18 protein-coding genes are annotated in these 21,480 nt (G+C 70.8%); 12 read left to right on the forward strand and 6 right to left on the reverse strand.

Translation table 11 applies throughout. From position 1 onward, the window contains the following. Positions 1-5: 5 nt before the first annotated feature. On the reverse strand, positions 6-782 hold the full coding sequence (locus ABZX90_RS00180) for an amino acid ABC transporter ATP-binding protein (protein ID WP_351121625.1): 777 nt from the start codon (positions 780-782) through the stop codon (positions 6-8). A 285-nt stretch (positions 783-1,067) separates the two neighbouring features. Here ABZX90_RS00180 and ABZX90_RS00185 point away from each other — a divergent pair, with 285 nt between their 5' ends. Then, entirely contained in the window at positions 1,068-1,754 is a 687-nt protein-coding gene (locus ABZX90_RS00185) for a response regulator transcription factor (protein WP_351121622.1), read from the forward strand. Between the two features lie 9 nt (positions 1,755-1,763). Continuing rightward, positions 1,764-3,170, forward strand: a complete 1,407-nt coding sequence (locus tag ABZX90_RS00190; protein ID WP_351121619.1) for a HAMP domain-containing sensor histidine kinase — start codon at positions 1,764-1,766, stop codon at positions 3,168-3,170. 226 nt (positions 3,171-3,396) lie between these two features. On the opposite strand, the gene ABZX90_RS00195 is transcribed toward ABZX90_RS00190, so the two are convergent. Beyond that, positions 3,397-4,395, reverse strand: a complete 999-nt coding sequence (locus ABZX90_RS00195) for a TAXI family TRAP transporter solute-binding subunit (protein WP_355200484.1) — start codon at positions 4,393-4,395, stop codon at positions 3,397-3,399. A gap of 83 nt (positions 4,396-4,478) precedes the next feature. Here ABZX90_RS00195 and ABZX90_RS00200 point away from each other — a divergent pair, with 83 nt between their 5' ends. The 4 genes from ABZX90_RS00200 (at position 4,479) to ABZX90_RS00215 (ending at position 8,706) form a co-directional block, all read left to right on the forward strand. After that, entirely contained in the window at positions 4,479-4,970 is a 492-nt protein-coding gene (locus ABZX90_RS00200; RefSeq protein ID WP_351121613.1) for a MazG nucleotide pyrophosphohydrolase domain-containing protein, read from the forward strand. A 357-nt stretch (positions 4,971-5,327) separates the two neighbouring features. Then, positions 5,328-6,206: an alpha/beta hydrolase gene (locus ABZX90_RS00205; protein ID WP_351121611.1), complete on the forward strand. Its 879-nt coding sequence runs from the start codon at positions 5,328-5,330 to the stop codon at positions 6,204-6,206. Positions 6,207-6,310: 104 nt separating this feature from the next. Further along, on the forward strand, positions 6,311-7,837 hold the full coding sequence (gene miaB, locus ABZX90_RS00210; protein WP_355200487.1) for a tRNA (N6-isopentenyl adenosine(37)-C2)-methylthiotransferase MiaB: 1,527 nt from the start codon (positions 6,311-6,313) through the stop codon (positions 7,835-7,837). Positions 7,838-7,977: 140 nt separating this feature from the next. Continuing rightward, positions 7,978-8,706, forward strand: coding sequence for a class III extradiol dioxygenase subunit B-like domain-containing protein (locus ABZX90_RS00215; protein ID WP_355200489.1), 729 nt, complete (start codon positions 7,978-7,980; stop codon positions 8,704-8,706). A gap of 360 nt (positions 8,707-9,066) precedes the next feature. Here ABZX90_RS00215 and ABZX90_RS00220 read toward each other — a convergent pair whose 3' ends face one another. Together ABZX90_RS00220 and ABZX90_RS00225 are read right to left on the reverse strand one after the other, a co-directional pair. Beyond that, positions 9,067-9,330, reverse strand: coding sequence for an antitoxin (locus ABZX90_RS00220; protein ID WP_351121604.1), 264 nt, complete (start codon positions 9,328-9,330; stop codon positions 9,067-9,069). A gap of 24 nt (positions 9,331-9,354) precedes the next feature. Continuing rightward, the gene (locus ABZX90_RS00225; RefSeq protein ID WP_355200492.1) at positions 9,355-9,609 is read right to left on the reverse strand and encodes a hypothetical protein; all 255 of its coding nucleotides are present in this window, start codon (positions 9,607-9,609) and stop codon (positions 9,355-9,357) included. A 182-nt stretch (positions 9,610-9,791) separates the two neighbouring features. Between ABZX90_RS00225 and miaA the strand changes: the two genes are divergently transcribed. From miaA to hflX, 6 genes are all read left to right on the forward strand, one after another. Beyond that, positions 9,792-10,730 (forward strand): tRNA (adenosine(37)-N6)-dimethylallyltransferase MiaA, encoded by a 939-nt coding sequence (gene miaA, locus ABZX90_RS00230; RefSeq protein ID WP_355200494.1) that lies wholly within the window; start codon positions 9,792-9,794, stop codon positions 10,728-10,730. Positions 10,731-10,837: 107 nt separating this feature from the next. After that, a complete protein-coding gene (locus ABZX90_RS00235) occupies positions 10,838-11,377 on the forward strand; it encodes a hypothetical protein (RefSeq protein ID WP_351121735.1) in 540 nt (179 codons plus the stop codon). Positions 11,378-11,673: 296 nt separating this feature from the next. After that, on the forward strand, positions 11,674-12,543 hold the full coding sequence (gene dapF / locus ABZX90_RS00240; RefSeq protein ID WP_351121598.1) for a diaminopimelate epimerase: 870 nt from the start codon (positions 11,674-11,676) through the stop codon (positions 12,541-12,543). A 274-nt stretch (positions 12,544-12,817) separates the two neighbouring features. Further along, positions 12,818-15,013, forward strand: coding sequence for an HD domain-containing protein (locus ABZX90_RS00245; protein ID WP_355200496.1), 2,196 nt, complete (start codon positions 12,818-12,820; stop codon positions 15,011-15,013). A gap of 129 nt (positions 15,014-15,142) precedes the next feature. Next, positions 15,143-16,639 carry a M1 family metallopeptidase gene (locus ABZX90_RS00250; protein WP_355200498.1) on the forward strand — a complete coding sequence of 499 codons (1,497 nt, stop codon included), beginning with the start codon at positions 15,143-15,145 and terminating at the stop codon, positions 16,637-16,639. A 268-nt stretch (positions 16,640-16,907) separates the two neighbouring features. Then, on the forward strand, positions 16,908-18,404 hold the full coding sequence (gene hflX, locus ABZX90_RS00255) for a GTPase HflX (protein ID WP_355200500.1): 1,497 nt from the start codon (positions 16,908-16,910) through the stop codon (positions 18,402-18,404). 121 nt (positions 18,405-18,525) lie between these two features. Here hflX and ABZX90_RS00260 read toward each other — a convergent pair whose 3' ends face one another. Together ABZX90_RS00260 and ABZX90_RS00265 are read right to left on the reverse strand one after the other, a co-directional pair. Then, positions 18,526-19,710 carry a hypothetical protein gene (locus ABZX90_RS00260; protein WP_355200502.1) on the reverse strand — a complete coding sequence of 395 codons (1,185 nt, stop codon included), beginning with the start codon at positions 19,708-19,710 and terminating at the stop codon, positions 18,526-18,528. A gap of 185 nt (positions 19,711-19,895) precedes the next feature. Beyond that, the gene (locus ABZX90_RS00265; RefSeq protein ID WP_351121584.1) at positions 19,896-21,125 is read right to left on the reverse strand and encodes a hypothetical protein; all 1,230 of its coding nucleotides are present in this window, start codon (positions 21,123-21,125) and stop codon (positions 19,896-19,898) included. Positions 21,126-21,480 lie beyond the last annotated feature (355 nt).

The raw sequence follows: 21,480 nt of genomic DNA on the forward strand, positions 1-21,480 counted from the left end.
GGACGTCAGTGGTGAAGGATCTTCGAGAGGAAGTCCTTGGCACGGTCGCTGCGCGGATTGCTGAAGAACTGGTCCGGCACAGCCTCTTCGACGATGCGGCCGTCGGCCATGAAGACGACGCGGTTGGCAGCCGAACGAGCGAAGCCCATCTCGTGGGTGACGACGATCATGGTCATGCCGTCCCGGGCCAGTTGCTGCATGACTTCGAGGACCTCGTTGATCATCTCGGGGTCCAGCGCGGAGGTCGGCTCGTCGAAGAGCATGACCTTGGGGTCCATCGCCAGCGCCCGCGCGATCGCGACGCGCTGCTGCTGACCGCCCGACAGCTGTGCCGGGTACTTGTCCGCCTGCGTACCGACACCGACGCGGTCGAGCAGCCCGCGGGCCTTCTCCTCCGCCGTCCGCTTGTCGGTCTTGCGGACCTTGATCTGTCCCAGCATCACGTTCTCGAGCACGGTCTTGTGCGCGAAGAGGTTGAACGACTGGAAGACCATGCCCACATCGGCCCGGAGCCGGGCGAGCCCCTTGCCCTCCTGGGGCAGCGGCTTGCCGTCGATCGAGATGTCACCCGAATCGATCGTCTCCAGGCGGTTGATGGTGCGGCACAGCGTGGACTTTCCGGACCCGGAGGGTCCGATGACCACGACGACCTCACCACGGGTGATCGTCAGGTCGATGTCCTGGAGCACGTGCAACGCGCCGAAGTGCTTGTTGACGCTCTTCAGGACGACCAGTTCGTCGGTCGCGGGCATGGCGTCCTTGACCACCGATACGTCGGTCATCGCTTTCGGGCTCCGTCCTCGTCGGTTTCGGAGGACAGTAGTAACGCCGTACGACCAGCGTCATTACATCTGAGGGGAACTTGAGCATCACGATCCGGTAGCAATCGGACACGCGTCGTAGCAGCCCGTACAGATGCGCGTACCGGCTGGGTAACGGAAGCCCCACGCAACCCGAAGCCCCTTGACGCCGTCCTTGTCCATCGGCGTGACTTCCTTGGTGCACGCGCGCGTGCACCGCGTTCTACAAGCACAGATCATACGACCGATGAAGCGGAGGGGGCCGGAATGAGACTGCTCCTCGTCGAAGACGACAATCACGTCGCCGCCGCCCTGTCCGCGGTGCTGGCACGGCATGGTTTCGACGTCACACACGCCCGCAGCGGCGAAGAGGCCCTGCAGGCGCTGGTCCCGGAGAGCGACGGGTTCGGCGTCGTCCTGCTCGACCTCGGGCTGCCCGACCAGGACGGCTACGAGGTCTGCGGCAAGATCCGCAAGCGGACCGCCACGCCGGTGATCATGGTCACCGCGCGCGCGGACGTACGGTCCCGCATCCACGGCCTCAACCTCGGCGCCGACGACTACGTGGTGAAGCCCTACGACACGGGGGAACTGCTCGCCCGGATCCACGCCGTCAGCCGGCGCAGCGTCCACGACGACGCGGCGGGCTCCGGTGAGACCATGCTGCGCCTCGGCCCCGTATGCATCGAACTCCCCAACCGCCAGGTCACCGTGGACGGTTCGACGGTCCAGCTGACCCGCAAGGAGTTCGATCTGCTCGCCCTGCTCGCCCAGCGGCCCGGAGTGGTGTTCCGCCGGGAGCAGATCATCAGCGAGGTGTGGCGTACCAGTTGGGAAGGAACCGGCCGCACCCTGGAGGTGCACGTCGCGTCCCTGCGCTCCAAACTGCGCATGCCGGCGTTGATCGAGACCGTGCGCGGCGTCGGGTACCGGCTCGTCGCGCCGGCTTCGTAGCGGGCACGCGTGCGCACACGTCTCCTCCCGCTGCTCATCGTCCTGATGGCAGCCGTACTGCTCGCGCTCGGCATCCCGCTCGCGGCGAGTGTCGCGGCGGCCGAGCAGCAGAGCGTGGTCGTCGACCGCATCGACGACACCGCGCGCTTCGGGGCCCTCGCCCAGTACGTCACCGAGGCTCCCAGCCGCTCCCAGGGAGGCTTCCCGGACGAGCGCGGCGAGACCCTGCGTACCGAACTCTCCCGCTACTACGAGGTGTACGGCATCCGGGCCGGTGTCTTCTACCGCAACGACAAGCCCATGGCCAACGCCCCGGAGACCTGGACCCTGCCCAGGAAGGGAGCGGCCCGCGACGCCTTCAACGAGGCGCTCGTCAGCCGCCGCAGCCATGACCCGGAGCAGGTCTGGCCCTGGCAGCACCACCGTCTCGTCGTCGCCTCCCCGGTCATCAGGGACGGCGACGTCGTCGCGGTCGTCGTCACCGACTCGCCCACCGGCCAGATGCGTTCCAAGACCCTGAACGGCTGGCTGATCATCGGCGCGGGCGAGATCGCCGCGATGCTGCTCGCGCTCGGCGCCGCGCTGCGCCTCACCGGCTGGGTGCTCAGACCCGTGCGCGTCCTCGACGCCACCACCCACGACATCGCGACCGGACGCCTGAAGTCCCGGGTCGCGGCCGCCGGCGGACCGCCGGAACTCCAGCGCCTGGCCCGGTCGTTCAACGAGATGGCGGACAACGTCGAGGACGTGCTGGAGCAGCAGCGTGCCTTCGTCGCCGACGCCTCGCACCAGCTGCGCAACCCCCTCTCGGCGCTGCTGCTGCGCATCGAGCTGCTCGCCCTCGAACTTCCCGAGGGCAACGAGGAGATCGCCTCGGTCCGCACCGAGGGCAAGCGCCTCACCCAGGTGCTCGACGACCTGCTCGACCTGGCGCTCGCCGAGCACGCCGAGGCCGATGTGCGCCTCACCGACATCGGCGCGCTGGCTGCCGAGCGTGTGGCGTCCTGGCAGCCGGTCGCCGAGAGCAGGGGCGTGCACCTGACGGGGAACTGCCCGCCCGTCACCGCGTGGGCCGACCCCGTCACGCTGTCCAGCGCGCTGGACGCGGTGATCGACAACGCGGTCAAGTTCACGCCCGAGGGGGAGAGCGTCGAGGTGAAGGTCGCTTCGAACGGCGAGTCCTCGACCATCGTGGTCACCGACGGCGGCCCCGGCCTCGGCGACGAGGATCTGGCCCGGATCGGCGACCGCTTCTGGCGCAGCGCGGTCCATCAGAACGTCAAGGGTTCGGGCCTCGGCCTGTCCATCTCGCGGGCCCTGCTCGCCGCGGGCGGCGGCTCCATCGCGTACGACCACCACGAACCGCACGGCCTGCGGGTGACGGTGACGGTGCCGAGGTCGGGTCCGGTGGCCTGAGAGGCCCTGCGGGGCTCCGAAGACGGCACGGGGGCGCTGTCCTGCGGACGGCCCGAGCCTGAAGCCGAGCGGCGGCGCGCGCTCGATTTCAGCGGCCGAGTGCTACGGCTTCGGCTGGTGGGTGAGGTCGCGGCTTCGGTCGTCGGGCGGCGTCGTGGCTTCAGCAGCCGGATGGAGCTGCCGGATGGAGCTGCCCGATGGAGCAGCCGGATGGTGCTGCCGTGGGTTACGGCTTGATCGACCGGTAGTAGCGGCGCGCGCCCTCGTGCAGAGGCAGCGGGTCCGTGTAGATCGCGGTGCGCAGGTCCACCAGCTGGGCCGCGTGCACCACGGCACCGATGTGGTCGCGGCTGGCGATCACCGTGCGGGTGAGCTCCTCGGTGAGTTCCGGATCCGCGTCCTCCCGGGTGATCAGGAAGTTGGCGACGGCCAGCGTCTGTACGGGGGAGCCGCGCTGCGCCTTGGGATAGGCGTCGGCGGGCATCACGGCGGACCGGTAGTAGCGGGAGGCACCGCCCTGCTCGTGCAGCTTCTCGATGAGGTCGCCGCCGATCGGCACCAGCCTGATGTCGTCGGCCTTCGAGAGCTCCAGCACGGCGCTCGTGGGCAGTCCGCCCGACCAGAAGAAGGCGTCGATCTTGTGCTGCTTGAGCAGGTCGGGCATGGTCGCGATGCCGTTGTCGAGGGGCTTGATGTCCGTGTCGGGGTCCAGCCCCGCCGCCTGGAGCACATGGTTCGCGATCAGCCGCACCCCGGACCCGCTCGGCCCGACGGCGACCGTCTTGCCCTTGAGGTCCGCCACGGACCGCACGGACGACGAGAGCGGGACCACCAGGTGCACATAGTCGTCGTAGAGCCGCGAGCAGCCGCGCAGCCGGCCCGATCCCGGTTTGTTCTGGAGTATGTACGTCTCCACGGCGTCGGCCGCCGCGATGGTGAAGTCGGCCTTGCCCGTGGCCACCCGCCGGACGTTCTCCTGCGATCCGTCGCTGTTCAGCAGCTGCACGTCCAGGCGTGGCATGTCCTTGGCGATGGCGCCCTGGAGGAGCTTGCCGTACATCTGGTAGACCCCGGTCGGGGTGCCCGTACTGAAGGTGATCGTCCCGCTCGGGGACTCCTCGCCCAGCGGCAGCAGCCACCACAACAGCAGCCCGACGACCGCGAAAGCGGTCGCCGAGCCGAACAGCGCGCGGCGTCGGCCGATACGGGGGAGTGCCTGGAACATGCGCGCGATCCTGCCAGTCCGCGGGCGGTCCTGGCCAGGGCGGGACTCACATGGGGGTTCCGGCGGATCGATAGGCTCGCCGGATGCAGTCGTCCTCCCTGCCCCAGGTCCCGCTTCCCTCCTCTCCGGCCCCTTCCCCGGCCGACAGCGCTTCCGGAGCCTCCCCTTCTCCGGCGGGGTCTCCGGCGTCCCTGGTCCGTGAGTTCCATCTCGCCTTCGGCCTCGATGCCCGCGATACCCCGACCGAGGTCTCCCCGAAGCTCGCCGCACACCGCGGTGAACTGCTGGCCGAGGAGGCCGCGGAGGTCGTCGAGGTGTCGGTCGACGGCCCGCTCGACCGGCTGGCGCACGAGCTCGCCGACGTCGTGTACGTGGCGTACGGCACCGCCCTGGTCCATGGGATCGACCTCGACACGGTGATCGCCGAGATCCACCGGTCCAACATGACGAAGCTGGGCCCCGACGGCCACGTCGCCCGCCGGGCCGACGGCAAGGTGCTCAAGGGCGAGCACTACCGGGCACCGGACGTGTCGGAAGTCCTGCGGCGGCAAGGGTGGAGCGCCCCGGACGCGTAGCTTTCCGGACGCGTAGCTCTCCGGACGCGTAGCTCTCCGGACGCGTGGCGTCCCGGACGCGTGGCGCCCAGAGGGCGAGGCGACTCCCGCGCTCCCGCCCGCCGGCCGACCGCCCTCTCGGCCGCTCACCTCTTCTGGCCGCCCCCGGCACCTCTCCGCCGGCCACGGCCCCCTTTTGACCACGGCCCCCTTTCGACCACGGCCCCCTTCCGGCCCGGGAGGCGGCTTGCTAGCTTCTCGAAACGCGGCCCACCCCTCTCCAAGGAGCACGCCTTCGCCGCTCCGTGACCCGGCCGCCAGGAACCGCACGGCCGCCGCCACCGTCGGGGCGCCCACCAGCGACGACCAGGAGAGCGCATGAACGAACCGGCCGAACTCGATCTGCCCGTCGACAGCGGAACCCTCCGCGTCCTGCGGTTCGGCCGGGGGCCGCGGATCGCACTCGCGGCACACGGCATCACCGCCTCCGGGATGGCCTTCGGCGCCCTGGCCCGCCGACTCCCCGACGAGTGGAGCCTGTTCGCGCCCGACCTGCGCGGACGCGGCGGCAGCGCCGACACCCCCGGCCCGTACGGCCTCGACCGGCACGCCACGGATCTGTGCCGCCTGGCGGAGGACCTGGGCGCGGGTCGCCCGGTCGCCCTGACCGGGCACTCGATGGGCGCGTACATCGCGCTGCGCGCGGCCGCGCGCCGGCCCGAGGTGTTCGACCGGCTGCTGCTCGTGGACGGCGGGCTGCCCCTCCCCGTGCCACCGGGCGCCGACCTCGACGGAATCCTCGACGTCACCCTCGGCCCGGCGCTGGCCCGCCTCAGCCGGACGTTCGGGACCGACCAGGACTACGTCGAGTTCTTCCGCGCCCATCCGGCGCTCGGCCCCGAATGGAACGCGGACATCGAGACCTACGTCCGCTACGACCTCACCGGGCCCCAGGGCGCTCGGCGTTCGAAAGCGCGTGAGGAGGCCGTGCGGCACGACGGGCGCGACCTGCTGGCCTCCGCCGACCTGTTCTCCGCCGACCTCGCGCGGCTCTCCGTCCCGGCTCTGCTGCTGCACGCGCCGCGCGGGCTGCTCGGTCAGGAGCCGCCGATGCTGCCGGCGGCCGTCGTCGAACGCTGGACCGGCCGGTCCCCGAACCTCCCCGCCGAGCTGATCGAGGGTTCCAACCACTACACGATCATGCTCGGAGCCGCCGCGAAGACGGTCGCGGAGCGGCTCGTCGGACTCGGCGAGTGATCATGGCCCCGCACCTCCCATGCCCGCATGCCGTGTAATGCCGTGCACCTGACAGGCGCAGTCCGGCGTCCGAACGTACTCCAGGTACCGCCTACCCTTGTCACATGAGCAGCGGCGACCGGAGTCAGGCAGTGGACGTTCAGGAATCCAAGACGTACGAAGTGCGCACCTACGGGTGTCAGATGAACGTCCATGACTCCGAACGGCTCTCCGGGCTCCTTGAGGGCGCCGGTTACGTGCGGGCGCCCGAGGGCTCGGACGGCGACGCGGACGTCGTCGTCTTCAACACCTGCGCCGTGCGCGAGAACGCCGACAACAAGCTCTACGGCAACCTCGGCCGCCTGGCGCCGATGAAGACGAAGCGCCCCGGCATGCAGATCGCCGTCGGCGGCTGCCTCGCCCAGAAGGACCGCGACACCATCGTGAAGCGGGCGCCCTGGGTGGACGTCGTCTTCGGCACGCACAACATCGGCAAGCTGCCGGTCCTCCTGGAGCGCGCCCGCGTCCAGGAAGAGGCGCAGATCGAGATCGCCGAATCCCTGGAGGCCTTCCCCTCCACGCTGCCGACCCGCCGCGAGAGCGCGTACGCGGCCTGGGTGTCGATCTCCGTCGGCTGCAACAACACCTGCACCTTCTGCATCGTCCCGGCGCTGCGCGGCAAGGAGAAGGACCGCAGGACCGGCGACATCCTGGCCGAGATCGAGGCCCTGGTCGGTGAGGGCGTCTCCGAGATCACCCTGCTCGGCCAGAACGTCAACGCGTACGGCAGCGACATCGGCGACCGCGAGGCCTTCGGCAAGCTGCTGCGCGCCTGCGGGCAGATCGAGGGACTGGAGCGTGTCCGCTTCACCTCGCCGCACCCGCGCGACTTCACTGACGACGTGATCGCCGCCATGGCCGCGACGCCGAACGTGATGCCGCAGCTCCACATGCCGATGCAGTCCGGATCGGACACCGTCCTGAAGGCGATGCGCCGCTCGTACCGCCAGGACCGCTTCCTCGGGATCATCGAGAAGGTCCGGGCCGCCATCCCGGACGCGGCGATCACCACCGACATCATCGTGGGCTTCCCCGGTGAGACGGAGGAGGACTTCGAGCAGACCCTGCACGCGGTCCGCGAGGCCCGCTTCTCTGCGGCCTTCACGTTCCAGTACTCCAAGCGCCCCGGCACCCCGGCGGCCACCATGGAGGGGCAGATCCCCAAGGAGGTCGTCCAGGCGCGCTACGAGCGTCTCGTCGCCCTCCAGGAGGAGATCTCCTGGGACGAGAACAAGAAGCAGGTCGGCCGCACCCTGGAGCTGATGGTCGCCGAGGGCGAGGGCCGCAAGGACGGCGCCACCCACCGTCTGTCCGGCCGCGCCCCCGACAACCGCCTGGTCCACTTCACGAAGCCGGACGCAGAGGTCCGCCCCGGCGACGTGGTCACCGTCGAGATCACCTACGCCGCCCCGCACCACCTGCTCGCCGAGGGCGCTGTCCTGGACGTGCGCCGCACGCGCGCGGGAGACGCCTGGGAGAAGCGCAACGCCGCCGAGGCAGTCAAGCCGGCGGGCGTCATGCTGGGGCTGCCGAAGATCGGCGCCCCGGAGCCGCTGCCGGTCGCCACGGGCAGCGGCTGCGGCTGCGACTGACGGGCGCCCTCGCCCGAACGCTCACGGAACCGGAGTGGGCAGGGGACCAGGGCGCGGATCCGCAAGGGGGCCGGGGTCGGCTCACGGAACCGGAGCGGGGCCAGGGCGGATCGTCGGCTGACAGCGTTACGCTGCGGATCATGCTTGTAGCCGCCGCAGTCTGCCCCTGCCCTCCGCTGCTCGTCCCCGACGTCGCAGCCGGCGCCGCACCCGAGTTGGACGTCGCGCGCGCGGCGTGCACGGACGCGCTGGGCGTGCTCGCCGCATCCCGACCCGACCTGCTGATCGTCGTCGGCCCCGCCGGTCAGAGTGGTCGCGGACCGCATCCGGAGGGCACCCGCGGCTCCTTCAGCGGCTTCGGCGTCGGCCTCGAGGTACGCCTCGGTCGCCCGCACGCGGGGAGCGCGAGCCGCGACGACTCGGAACGCGAGTTGCCGCCCTCCCTCGCCGTCGCCGCCTGGCTGCTGGAGCGCACCGGCTGGTCCGACGCCCCGGTGGAGGGGCTCGGAGTGGGGGAAGCGCTGGAGGCCGAGCGGTGTGTCCAAGCGGGGGAGCACATCGGCGGGCGGGCCGAGCGGGTGGCGATGCTGGTGATGGGTGACGCCAGCGCGTGCAGGACGCTCAAGGCGCCCGGCTATCTCGACGAGCGCGCGGCCGGCTTCGACGCGGAGGCCGCGCGGGCGCTGGGCGCCGCGGACGTGGCCGCCCTCAAGGCGATGGACACCGCTCTGGCACACGAGCTGAAGGTCGCGGGGCGCGCCCCCTGGCAGGTCCTCGCGGGCGCGGCCGAGGGCGCGGGGCTCGGCGGCGCCCTGCTCTACGACGACGCTCTGTACGGGGTGGGATATCTGGTGGCGGCCTGGTCGTAGGGGTCGCGCCGAGCACGTTGTGACGCGTTGGGCCGTACGGGCATGAGCGCGGCCGGAGCCCGGCCCGCGGACCCTCCGGCGGTTCCCGGACACGGACGCGCCGTCAGCCGTCAGCGGTCGGCCGTCAGTTGTCAGCGGGCAGTCATCAGCCGTGCAGGCGCCGGGCGGCACCTGGCGCCCGCTGTACGGGCCGTCAGCCGTACGAGCCGTCAGGTGCCTGTGAGGGCGCCTGCACCGGCACCTGACGGCGCGGACGGACGCTCGTGCCCTCACCTTGCCGTGCCCTGCACTGCCGGCCCGGACACGGCGGACGGCCGGAAGCCTGAGCGCTTCGCGGCCGTCCGACGATGTGTGGGTCGTTCAGGATGTCTGAGGCGGAGTCGGCATGTCCGGCGGGGTCGGTCCCCCGCCGCCGTCCTTGTGCGCCAGGCGGTCCATGGCGTCCTTGGCCTTGCCCGTGCCCGTCCGGATCTTGCCGCTGTACTTGTGCTTGGTCTTCTCGTCGACCACCTTCGCGGCCTTGTCGAGGCCGTGAGTGACCTTGTGCCCGTGCTGCTGCGCGAGCCCGGAGACCTTGTCCTTGGCGGGCTCCAGCTTGGCTTTCAGATTGTCCATCAGACCCATGGTTCGCCTTCCCTCGCGGGACAGTTACCTGCGGGCACCCTCGCCGGCCTCGTTGTCGGCGGCCTGATCGGCGGTCTGCTGCTTGGGGATGTCGACGTCCTCCGCGGTGTCGGCCTCGGCGGTCCCCGCCGTCGCCTCGCCCTCGATCTCGGACGAATCATGCGACTCTGCCGCCGCCTCCGCCTCGGTGTCGGCCGGCTGCGCGGCGGCTTGCGCCTCGGCGGTCGCCGCCTCCTCCGTAGCCTTTGACCTCCGGAGAAGCCGTGCAAAAACGCCCATATCCACTCCATACGTTACTCGTGAGGGCGAAATTCCGCGTTGCCCGGTGCGCCCCATTGCGTCGCCCGGGTCGCCGGTTCTCGCAACCGGCGGGTGGAATCCCGCAACAGGCAACGAACCTGGACCCCTGGCGTCACGCGACTCGTTGGAGGAGAGGTCCCGGGGTTTGCGAGACTGGGACCGTGAGTAGCGCACCCCCCGCCCCCCGGGTCATCGCCGTCGTCGGACCGACCGCGGCAGGAAAGTCCGATCTGGGCGTTTTCCTCGCCAGGCGTCTCGGAGGCGAGGTGGTCAACGCCGACTCGATGCAGCTGTACCGAGGGATGGACATCGGCACCGCCAAGCTGACGCCCGACGAGCGTGGCGGCATCCCGCACCACCTCCTGGACATCTGGGACGTGACGGTCACCGCCAGCGTCGCCGAGTACCAGCGGCTCGCCCGTGCCCGCATCGACGCGCTGCTCGCCGAAGGGCGCTGGCCGATCCTGGTGGGCGGCTCAGGGCTGTACGTCCGCGGGGCCGTCGACAACCTGGAGTTCCCCGGCACCGACCCCGAGGTGCGCGCCCGCCTGGAGGAGGAGCTCACCCTGCGCGGCTCCGGAGCTCTGCACGCGCGGCTCGCGATGGCCGACCCCGAGGCCGCGCACGCGATTCTGCCCAGCAACGGCCGCCGTATCGTCCGCGCCCTCGAAGTGATCGAGATCACCGGCAAGCCCTTCACCGCCAATCTGCCCGGCCACGACTCCGTGTACGACACCCTCCAGATCGGGGTCGACGTCGCGCGACCCGAACTCGACGAGCGCATCGCGCGCCGGGTGGACCGGATGTGGGACGCCGGGCTCGTGGACGAGGTGCGCACGCTGGAGGCGCGCGGCCTGCGCGCCGGGCGCACGGCATCACGCGCGCTCGGGTATCAGCAGGTCCTCGCGGCGCTCGCCGGGGAGTGCACCGAGGGCGAGGCCCGCGCCGAGACCGTTCGCGCCACCAAGCGCTTCGCGCGCCGTCAGGATTCATGGTTCCGACGCGACCCCAGGGTGCATTGGCTCAGTGGGGCTGCGGCGGATCTCACAGAACTTCCGGAACTCGCACTGGCGTTGGTCGAACGACCGGTCACAGCCTGATCACGTCATGGCATCGGGACGCTCAGGCCGTCATCCGGGCCTCTGACGCCGTGCCATCATCGAGCTTCGATCGACCAGTGAAGTCCGAGTTGGGAGGGCGCGTGGCGATGGAGGCCGGCCCTCGCGACACTGCACGAGGCACTGAGCACGGTGCTGATCCGGACGGAGTTCGTCTGACCATCGATCCGGACGCCGATTCCGGCGTCGAGCCGGAGCTGGGCGGAGACCGCCTGAGCTCCGACGGACCCGAGGACACCCCCGGCGGGGTGATCGCCGACGGCCCCGAGCCCGGCGCGATGTCCCCGGAGCCAGCGGTCGAGGTCGAGCTGCGCCCGCAGCGTCTGCTGCGTATTTGGCAGCTCGCGCCCATCGTGGGACTGGCCGCGATCGGCTCCCTGATGTTCGCCTTCCCGCTCGCCTTCGAGTTCGGTGACGGCGGTGCCGTGGTCGCCATGCTCGGCCTGCTGATCTGCTCGTGCGCCGCCGGCTGGGGCATGATGGCCGCCCGCCGCGTCGGCTACGCCCTGCCCGGCTTCCCGCAGCGCGGCTCCGGCCGCCGCCCGGACTGGCGAGTGGTGATCGCGTACATCGTGGTCGTCGCCGCGGTGGCGGTGCTCGCCGTGTGGCGCGTGGCCCGGCTGCGCTGACTCCTCGGTCCCACGGTCCCGGTTCGCCGACGCGTGGGCCCGGACCCCGGGCCCTCGGTCTGGCGGCACGGCACGGCGCGGACGGGAGTTTCGTACCGACCTTCGCCCGCGCGGACGGGAGTGACGCACCGACCCTCAGCCCCGCGTGGACCGGCGCGCCGGACGGACCCGGCCCCCGCGCGCGACGGGAGCACGGGAGCACGGAAGAGTCGTACCCCTCCCCGCGAACGGCAGCGCCGTACGGACACCCGCCCCGCGCCGGCCGGACTGTCGTACCGACCCCTTACGATCGAGGAATGAGCACGCGGATCGCCTTCCTCAAGGGGCACGGGACCGAGAACGACTTCGTGATCATCCCGGACCCGGAGAATGTCATCGACCTGCCTCCCGCCGCCGTCGCCGCCCTGTGCGACCGCCGCGCGGGCATCGGCGGCGACGGCCTGCTGCACGTCGTGCGGTCCGCCGCGCACCCCGAGGCCAAGGGGATGGCGGCCGAGGCGGAGTGGTTCATGGACTACCGCAACGGTGACGGCTCGGTCGCCGAGATGTGCGGCAACGGAGTGCGTGTGTTCGCCCGCTACCTCCAGCGCGCCGGGTATGTGACCGAAGGCGATACCGCGGTCGCCACGCGCGGGGGCTTGAAGACCGTGCACGTCGCCAAGGACGGAGACGTCACCGTCGGCATGGGCAAGGCACTCCTCCCCGAAGGAGACGTCACGGTGAGCGTCGGCGAGCGCAGCTGGCCCGCACGCAACGTGAACATGGGCAACCCGCACGCCGTCGCCTTCGTTGACGACCTCGCGCACGCCGGTGATCTGTTCACGCCGCCGCCGTTCACCCCGGCGTCGGCGTACCCGGACGGCGTCAATGTCGAGTTCGTGGTCGACCGGGGGCCCCGCCATGTCGCCCTGCGGGTCCACGAGCGCGGCTCCGGAGAGACCCGATCCTGCGGCACGGGCGCGTGCGCCGTGGCCGTCGCCGCGGCCCGCCGAGACGACGCCGACCCCTCCGTGACCGGCACCCCGGCGACGTACACCGTCGACGTGCCCGGCGGACGCCTGGTGATCACCGAGCACGCGGACGGCGAGATCGAGATGACGGGCCCCGCCGTGATCGTCGCCGAGGGCGAGATCGACGCGGAGTGGCTGGACGACGTGCGGCGCTGAGCCGAGCGGCCGGGGGACGGGGGACGGGCGTGATCTGTCGCCCACCGCTGCGGCGCCGTACGTCCGCGCCGTCTCTTCCAGAAGTTCGAAACCGTAAACCCAAAAACCTTCGCTCGAATGGGTGATCCGTTTCACGCTCGGCGAGAGGCGGTCAGCCGGGCGTGGTGGGGTCGGTAGCATCAAGCACCGGCACGGACGGGGGACCGACACCATCCCCTGAGCCGAGTACGCCATGGGGCACCCGTCCGCCGGTCTTACGCAGCCGGAGGTGCCCATGAGTGCGGAGGCGACGAATCCCGCGACGCCAGGCCCTGCAACGCCCGCCCCCCAGCGCTCGGCCTCGCTCGAGCCGGGAGTGCCCCCGGTGCACCGCAGGAAGGGGCGTCCCCGGATCGACCTGCGCCGACTGGGGCGGGCCGCCCTCCTCGGGCCCGCGACCCGCGACCGGCTGCCGGACGCGATCGGGCATGTGGCCGAGGCGCACCGCGCCCATCACCCCGACGCCAAGCTGGAGCCCCTGCGCCGCGCGTACGTGCTCGCGGAGTCCTCGCACCGCGGCCAGATGCGCAAGAGCGGCGAGCCGTACATCACGCACCCGCTCGCCGTGACCCTGATTCTCGCCGAACTCGGCGCAGAGACAACGACGTTGACCGCCTCTCTGCTCCACGACACCGTCGAGGACACGGAGGTGACGCTGGATCAGGTTCGGGAGGAGTTCGGCGACGAGGTCTGCTATCTCGTCGACGGCGTCACCAAGTTGGAGAAGGTCGACTACGGCGCCGCCGCCGAACCGGAGACCTTCCGGAAGATGCTGGTCGCGACGGGCAACGACGTCCGGGTGATGTCGATCAAACTCGCGGACCGGCTGCACAACATGCGCACCCTCGGCGTCATGCGCCCAGAGAAACAGGCGCGGATCGCCAAAGTGACCCGGGACGTGCTGATCCCGCTCGCGGAGCGCCTCGGCGTCCAGGCGCTCAAGACCGAACTGGAAGACCTCGTCTTCGCGATCCTGCACCCGGAGGAGTACGAGCACACACGGGAGCTCGTCGACGACAACGCGAGCCACGACGACAACCCCCTCGAGGAGATCGCGGAGGAGGTGCGCGTGGTCCTGCGCGACGCCGGGATCCCGGCCGAAGTCCTCATAAGGCCACGCCACTTCGTCTCCGTGCATCGCGTGTCGCGCAAGCGCGGCCCGATGCGCGGCGCCGACTTCGGACGGCTTCTGGTGCTCGTGAACGAGGACGCCGACTGCTACGGCGTCCTCGGCGAACTGCACACCTGTCTCACCCCGGTGGTCTCGGAGTTCAAGGACTTCATCGCCGTCCCCAAGTTCAACCTGTACCAGTCGCTGCACACGGCCGTCACCCGCGGCGACGGCCAGGTCGCCGAAGTCCTCATCCGCACGCACCAGATGCACAAGGTCGCCGAGGCCGGAGTCATCGCGCTAGGCAACCCCTACGCACCGCCGTCGGAGGAACAGCCGGACGGCGGCGGGGAACGCCCCTTCGACGGCGAGCGCGCCGACCCCACCCGCCCCGGCTGGCTCTCACGGCTGCTCGACTGGCAGCAGGGCGCCCCGGACCCGGACACGTTCTGGTCGACACTGCGCGAAGACCTCGCCCAGGACCGCGAGATCACCGTCTTCCGCGCCGACGGAGGATCGTTGGGCCTTCCGGAGGGCGCCAGTTGCGTCGACGCGGCGTACGCGCAGTACGGCGAGGACGCGCACGCCTGCATCGGGGCCCGGGTCAACGGCCGCCTGGCGACGCTGAGTACGGTCCTGAAGGACGGCGACACCGTTCAGCTCCTCATGGGCCAGGACCCCGCCTCCGAGCCGTCCAGGGAGTGGCTGGAGCACGCGCACACGGCCGCGGCGCGGATCGCCATCCAGCGCTGGATGGCCACGCACCCCGCACCCGGCGCCGAGGAGACGACCGGGACCTCCGCCACGGGCCCCAGACCGCCCGTCGAGGCCCCGGCGCGCCCCGCCGAGGCGCAGGTCGCCCGCCCCGCGAGTGCCGTCGCCGACCCGCCCGGCGCGTCCGTACGCATGGCAGGCTGCTGTACGCCCGTACCACCCGACGAGGTGACCGGGTTCGCCGTTCGCGGGGGAGTGGTCACCGTGCACCGCGTGGAGTGCGCCGGAGCGGCGCGCATGAAGAGCGCGGGGCGCGCGGAGGTCGGCGTGCGCTGGGGGGACACCACCGAGTGCCGCGTCACTCTGGTCGCCGAATCCTTCGGGCGCCCGCATCTGCTCGCCGACCTCACCGAGGCCATCGCCGCGGAGGGTGTCGCCGTCGTCTCGGCGACCGTCGAACCCCCCAGCCAGCAGCGGGTGCGCCATACCTACACGCTCCAACTCCCGGACGCGGCCCGCCTCCAGGGCCTGATGCGCGCGATGCGCAATGTGCCCGGCGTGTACGACGTGAGCCGGGCCCAGCATCCGGCGACGGCGGCCCAGTAGACACCGCGCGCCGGGCGCCCGGCGCCGGCCACCGGACGCTGGATCCAATGAGCCTGGTGAACGACTCGTTCGGGTGGGCCGGGCGCGAGTCGTCACCGCGGAACCGGTGCGCGCTGGTAGCGGTGGTCCATGCTTGTCAACCCCACCGCCACGCCCGCACGCCCGAGGAGCCGCCGCGTCTCGGCGGCCCTGCTCGCCTCGGCCGTCTCCGTCTGCCTGATCGCCGCGAGCGCCCCGGACGCCGCCGCGCCCCTGGGGATCGGTGACCGGCTCTTCCCCACCCTCGGAAACCCCGGCTACGACGTCGAGTCGTACGACCTCGTCTTCACCTACCCCGGTACCAACGACAAGCCGCTCAAGGCCGTCACCACGATCGATGCCCTGACCATGGCCCCGCTCGACCGTGTGAACCTCGACTTCGCGCACGGAACGGTGCGATCGGTCGAGGTCAACGGAGCGTCCGCCGATTTCGCGAGCGCCGGTGACGACCTGGTGGTGACGCCGGCCGAACCGCTGTCCGCCGGGAGCCCGCTGCACATCACCGTGCGTCACACCAGTGACCCGATCAGTGCCAAGGACCAGGACGGCGGCTGGGTACGGACCAAGGACGGGCTCGCGATGGCCAACCAGGCCGACGCCGCACACCTGGTCTTCCCGTGCAACGACCACCCCTCCGACAAGGCGATGTTCACCATCCACGTCACGGCGCCCGACGGGTACACGGCCGTGGCCAACGGTCTGCCCGAGGGAACCGACCGGACCCGTGGGGCCACGACCTGGACGTATCGCACCGAGCACCGCATGGCCACCGAGCTGACCCAGGTGTCCATCGGCCGCTCCCGCGTGCTGCACCGCGAGGGGCCGCACGGCCTGCCGGTACGCGATGTCGTCCCCACCGGCGACCGCGCGGTACTCGAACCGTGGCTCCGGAAGACCCCCGCCCAGATCGCCTGGATGGAAGGCAAGGTCGGGCGGTACCCCTTCGAGACCTACGGCCTGCTGATGGCGCAGGCGCAGACCGGCTTCGAGCTGGAGACGCAGACGCTCTCGCTCTTCGAGAAGGGCCTCTTCACCGAGCCCGCGTACCCGAAGTGGTACGTCGAGTCGATCATGGTGCACGAGCTGTCCCACCAGTGGTTCGGCGACAGCGTCAGTCCCCGCACCTGGTCCGACCTGTGGCTCAACGAAGGACACGCCACCTGGTACGAGGCCCTGTACGCCGAAGAGAAGGCGCACAAGCCCATGGAGACGCGGATGAAGGCGGCCTACCGGCTGTCCGACTCCTGGCGCGCCTCCGGCGGTCCGCCCGCGAAGCCCAAGGGGCCCAAGCCCGGCCACAAGATCAGCATCTTCCGTCCGAACGTCTACGACGGGGCGGCCCTGGCCCTGTACGCGCTGCGCCAGGAGATCGGGCGCCCGGCGTTCGAGCGCCTGGAGCGGACCTGGGTGAGCGTCAACCGCGACGGGGTGGCCTCGACGGCCGACTTCGTCGACCTCGCCTCCGCCGTCGCGGCCCGTGATCTGAGGGGGTTCTTCAAGGCGTGGCTGTACGACGAGAAGACACCGCCGATGCCGGGGCACCCGGACTGGAAGAGCGACGCCCCCAAGGCGCGAAAGGGCGCGTGAGGCGGCGACGCCCGCGGGCCCCTGAATCAAGGGAACCGGGGGCACGGCGGCACCCCGCCGGGGCGATGTCCGCGGGTGCCCGGCGGGCGCCGATAAGTCGCGTGACGAGACGGGCCGTACCGTGCGACCATCTTCGAGCCGGCGGCGCGGCCCCCTTCGGAGGGTTGGCCCGGCCGGAACCGGGAATCTCCCGGTGGCCCCGGGCGTTGTTTTCTTTGACGGGCGACTCTCGTCGGCCCGCGGCTCTCCCCATCTACGTAAGGATCCAATGACCTCCTCTTCTTCCCCTTCCCAGGACGCGCAGAATTTCGCGCAGAACTACCCCGAAGGTCTTCGGGCCGATGCCCTGATGGAAGAGGACGTCGCCTGGAGCCACGAGATCGACGGAGACCGGGACGGCGAGCAGTTCGACCGCTCCGAGCGCGCGGCCCTGCGCCGTGTGGCGGGCCTCTCCACCGAGCTCGAGGACGTCACCGAGGTCGAGTACCGACAGCTCCGTCTGGAGCGCGTCGTCCTCGTCGGTGTCTGGACCTCGGGAACCATTCAGGACGCGGACAACTCGCTGGCCGAGCTGGCCGCACTCGCGGAGACCGCGGGAGCGCTCGTGCTCGACGGCGTCGTCCAGCGCCGCGACAAGCCCGACGCGGCCACGTACATCGGTTCCGGCAAGGCCAACGAGCTCCGGGACATCGTGATCGAGACCGGCGCCGACACAGTGATCTGTGACGGTGAGCTGAGCCCCGGCCAGCTGATCCACCTCGAAGACGTCGTCAAGGTCAAGGTCATCGACCGCACGGCCCTGATCCTCGACATCTTCGCCCAGCACGCCAAGTCCCGAGAGGGCAAGGCACAGGTCGCGCTAGCGCAGATGCAGTACATGCTGCCGAGGCTGCGCGGCTGGGGCCAGTCGCTGTCCCGTCAGATGGGCGGCGGCAAGGGCGGCGGCCTCGCCACCCGTGGTCCCGGTGAGACCAAGATCGAGACGGACCGGCGCCGTATCCGCGAGAAGATGGCGAAGATGCGCCGGGAGATCGCGGCCATGAAGACGGGCCGCGAGATCAAGCGCCAGGAGCGCCGCCGCAACAAGGTGCCCTCGGTCGCCATCGCCGGATACACCAACGCCGGCAAGTCGTCCCTGCTCAACCGCCTCACAGGCGCGGGCGTCCTCGTCGAGAACGCGCTGTTCGCGACCCTCGACCCGACCGTGCGCCGGGCCGAGACCCCGAGCGGGCGGCTGTACACGCTGGTCGACACGGTCGGTTTCGTACGGCACCTGCCGCACCACCTGGTCGAGGCGTTCCGCTCCACCATGGAGGAGGTCGGCGACTCCGACCTGATCCTGCACGTGGTGGACGGTTCGCACCCGGCTCCGGAGGAGCAGCTGGCAGCGGTGCGCGAGGTCATCCGTGACGTGGGCGCGACCAAGGTGCCCGAGATCGTGGTGATCAACAAGGCGGACGCGGCGGACCCGCTGGTGCTCCAGCGGCTGATGCGGAACGAGAAGCGCTCCATCGCGGTCTCGGCCCGTACCGGCCAGGGCATGGACGAGCTGCTCGCCCTGATCGACAACGAGCTGCCGCGTCCCTCGGTCGAGATCGAGGCGCTCGTGCCGTACACGCACGGCAAGCTGGTCGCGCGCGCCCACACCGAGGGCGAGGTGATCTCCGAGGAGCACACCGCGGAGGGCACCCTGCTCAAGCTGCGGGTCCACGAGGAGCTGGCGTCGGACCTCGCACCGTACGTCCCGGCGCCCGCGCTCCGGTAGGCACGGCCGTACCGGATCCACACGCCGGTCAGCACCACGGCAGCGGATCCACGAAGGCCCGCCCCCTCGCCGAGGGGGCGGGCCTTCGTCGTGGACGCGCCTCCACGGAAGCGCGGGATGCCTACTGGCCGCCGTACCGCTTGCTCATCTGCTCGTAGAGCGCCTGGGCTCCCTTGCCCAGCTGCGGTCCCGCCAGCCAGGTGTTGCCGGCCGGGCCGATCGAGGTGTTCGAGACGAGCTCGGTCCTGCCGTCGACGACCCGGAACCAGCCGCCGCCGGACGAACCGCCGGTCATGGTGCAGCCGATGCGGTACATCGTGGGCAGGGCCGGGTCCAGCGACAGACGGCCCGGCTGGTCGACACACTTGAACATGCTGAGGCCGTTGTACGGCGGCGCGGCCGGGTAGCCCCAGGCGCCCATCGTGCCGGCGTCCTGGGCGGACGGCGCGGAGAAGTCCACGTCCAGCGCGTTGCCGACGGTCTCCTCCAGGGACTTGCCGCCCTGCTCCGGCTTCACATGCAGCACGGCGTAGTCGTACGGGGCGCCCGCGCCGCCCGTCTCGTCGCCGCCGGAGATCCACTCGTCGGAGGTCGAGGCCCAGTCCGCCCACCACTGGCCGTACGGAGCGACCTCCGAGGCCGTGGCGCTGCCGAGCTGCGCCTCGGACCTGCCCTGGTCGTTGTAGGACGGGACGAAGGCGATGTTGCGGTACCAGCCACCGCCGCCACCGGCGTGCACGCAGTGGCCCGCGGTCCACACGAGGTTGGACCTGCCGGGGTGGTTCACGTCCTTGACGACCGTGCCCGAGCAGACCATCGAGCCCTCGGGGGAGTCGAAGAAGACCTTGCCGACCGGCGCGGCGTGGTCGTGGTACGGGGTCTTCTCGGCCTTGGCGGGGACGGGCGCCGGCTCCGGGTCGCTGACGCCCTGGTCGGCCGCCGCGTCCTTCGCGGAGATCGTCTTGTCCGGGTCCTTGGCGGCCTTCATCCGATCGGGCTTCCACAGCCCGTCGATCACCGGGTTGACGAAGTCCTTGGCCTCACTGAGCCACTTGTCCTTGTCCCAGTTCTTCCAGGCGCCGTTCTTCCACTGGTCGACATCGACGCCGTGCTCTTTGAGCTTGTCCCTGATGCCGTCCGGGATCTCGATCTTGTCGTCGCCGCTGTCGGATCCCTGCGACGCGGAGGCGGTGGAGCCGCCGCTCGCCTTGTCGTCACCGGAGTTGCAGGCGGTCGCGGTGAGCGCCAGGGCGGCCAGGAGGCCGGTGGCGGCGAAGACCGTACGACGCCGTCGTGTGGAACGCATGGTGCTGAAACCCCCGTTGAAGCTCAGTGTCTGTGCCGGGCGGGCGTGGGGCGACTCTCCGGGGAACCGCCCGAACACGACACCCCGCTGTGCCCGCTCGGTTGGGGACGAACGGCGGTGGTCCGGTGACAGTTCCCGTGAACCGTCCCACCGCCGTGCGTCCGAACCCTGTCACGTCGTCCGCGTCACCGCCCGGCGAACTTCCCGCTCACCGAGTCGTACACGCCCTTGGCCACATCGCCCAGCCGCGGACCCGCCAGCCAGCCGAACTTGACCGGGCCGATCGAGGTGTTGGACACCAGCGCCGGCTTGCCGTCGGAGCCCGCGGCCACCCAGCCGCCGCCGGAGGAACCGCCGGTCATGGTGCAGCCGATGCGGTACATCGTCGGGTCGGCCTGCGCGACCGACAGCCGTCCCGGCTTGTCCGTGCACTGGTACAGCTTCTGGCCGTCGAACGGCGCCGCGGCCGGGTAGCCGGTCGCCGTGATGCTCGACACCTTCGGCACGGCCGGAGCGTTGAAGTTCACCGGCAGCGCCGAACCCACCGTCTCCTCGAGGGACTTGCCGCCGCTGCCCTTCTCCGGCGTCACATGCAGCACGGCGAAGTCGTACGAGGCTCCCTGGCCGCCCGTGGAACCGCCCTGCTCGATCCACTGGTCCGAGGTCTGCGCCCAGTCGCTCCACCAGACGCCGTACGGAGCGACCTCCTGCCGCGGGGCGCTCTCCATCTCCGCCGCCGTCTTGCCGGCGTCGTTGTACGAGGGCACGAAGGCGATGTTGCGGTACCAGCCGCCCTTCTTGCCGGCGTGCACGCAGTGGCCCGCCGTCCACACCAGGTTGGACTTGCCCGGGTGCGCCGGGTCCTCGACCACCGTCGCCGAGCAGACCATCGTGCCCTCGGGGGAGTCGAAGAACACCTTCCCCGCCTCGGGCACGTTGGCGTGGTAGGACGTCTTCACTGCCTGCGCCGTCACCGGGGCCGGTTCCGGGTCGGTGACGCCCTGGTCACCGGTGAGGTCGGCGTCGTCGACGCCCTTGTTCTTGTCCGGGTCGTCGGCGCCGCGCATCCGGTCCGGGTCCCAGAGGTCCTTGATGATCGGGTTGATGAAGTCGTCGGCCTCGCGCAGCCAGTCGTCCTTGTCCCAGTTCTTCCAGGCGCCGTTCTTCCACTTGTCGACATCGATGCCGTGCTCTTTGAGCTTGTTCTTGATGTCGTCCGGGATCTTGATCTTTCCGTCGCTGCCCTGGGACGCGGAGGCGCTGGACTGGCCGCTCGCGTTGTCATCGCCCGAGCCGCAGGCGGTGGCGGTCAGGGCAAGGGCGGCGGTGAGGCCGACGGCGGCCAGCACGGGGGACGTTCTGCGGCGCGCGCTCCTGCCTCGACGAGCGGCGAAGGGCGGGCGTATGGATCGCATGGTGTAACTCCCCCTGAGCGTATGGGAACTGTGCGGTGCGTGGGCGGGTGCCTGAGCGGTTCGTTCGGTACGACCGAACGGCACCAAAGACTATGCGGTCGCTGTGGGGGACGTCCGACGGAACCGCAACGGTTCAGCTACGGGGGGCCGGACGCGAGCGGCAACGGTTCCTTCACACCAGGAACTTGGAATTCACCCGCTTCCCAACGCGAGCAGCGTCGTTGGTACGTACGGGGGGCGTGCCGCCTGCGTTCGAAACCCCCGCCAACTCGCCTCTGGACAGCGGGAGGACCTGAAGTCGTGGCCGTGACCGAGTCAACGGTGGTGCCGGTGGGGGCGCCCGGGGAACCCGAGG

The organism is Streptomyces sp. NPDC002935, from assembly GCF_040611295.1.
GTDB lineage: Bacteria > Actinomycetota > Actinomycetes > Streptomycetales > Streptomycetaceae > Streptomyces.

Bases quoted from the DNA above. Each gene is read 5' to 3' on its own strand.
- ABZX90_RS00245 (WP_355200496.1), top strand. From the start codon at position 12,818: ATGAGTGCGGAGGCGACGAATCCCGCGACGCCAGGCCCTGCAACGCCC.
- ABZX90_RS00205 (WP_351121611.1), top strand. From the start codon at position 5,328: ATGAACGAACCGGCCGAACTCGATCTGCCCGTCGACAGCGGAACCCTC.
- ABZX90_RS00220 (WP_351121604.1), bottom strand. From the start codon at position 9,330: ATGGGTCTGATGGACAATCTGAAAGCCAAGCTGGAGCCCGCCAAGGAC.
- ABZX90_RS00215 (WP_355200489.1), top strand. From the start codon at position 7,978: ATGCTTGTAGCCGCCGCAGTCTGCCCCTGCCCTCCGCTGCTCGTCCCC.
- ABZX90_RS00265 (WP_351121584.1), bottom strand. From the start codon at position 21,125: ATGCGATCCATACGCCCGCCCTTCGCCGCTCGTCGAGGCAGGAGCGCG.
- ABZX90_RS00180 (WP_351121625.1), bottom strand. From the start codon at position 782: ATGACCGACGTATCGGTGGTCAAGGACGCCATGCCCGCGACCGACGAA.
- hflX (WP_355200500.1), top strand. From the start codon at position 16,908: ATGACCTCCTCTTCTTCCCCTTCCCAGGACGCGCAGAATTTCGCGCAG.
- ABZX90_RS00250 (WP_355200498.1), top strand. From the start codon at position 15,143: ATGCTTGTCAACCCCACCGCCACGCCCGCACGCCCGAGGAGCCGCCGC.
- ABZX90_RS00200 (WP_351121613.1), top strand. From the start codon at position 4,479: ATGCAGTCGTCCTCCCTGCCCCAGGTCCCGCTTCCCTCCTCTCCGGCC.
- ABZX90_RS00235 (WP_351121735.1), top strand. From the start codon at position 10,838: ATGGAGGCCGGCCCTCGCGACACTGCACGAGGCACTGAGCACGGTGCT.
- ABZX90_RS00260 (WP_355200502.1), bottom strand. From the start codon at position 19,710: ATGCGTTCCACACGACGGCGTCGTACGGTCTTCGCCGCCACCGGCCTC.
- ABZX90_RS00185 (WP_351121622.1), top strand. From the start codon at position 1,068: ATGAGACTGCTCCTCGTCGAAGACGACAATCACGTCGCCGCCGCCCTG.
- ABZX90_RS00225 (WP_355200492.1), bottom strand. From the start codon at position 9,609: ATGGGCGTTTTTGCACGGCTTCTCCGGAGGTCAAAGGCTACGGAGGAG.
- miaB (WP_355200487.1), top strand. From the start codon at position 6,311: ATGAGCAGCGGCGACCGGAGTCAGGCAGTGGACGTTCAGGAATCCAAG.
- dapF (WP_351121598.1), top strand. From the start codon at position 11,674: ATGAGCACGCGGATCGCCTTCCTCAAGGGGCACGGGACCGAGAACGAC.
- ABZX90_RS00195 (WP_355200484.1), bottom strand. From the start codon at position 4,395: ATGTTCCAGGCACTCCCCCGTATCGGCCGACGCCGCGCGCTGTTCGGC.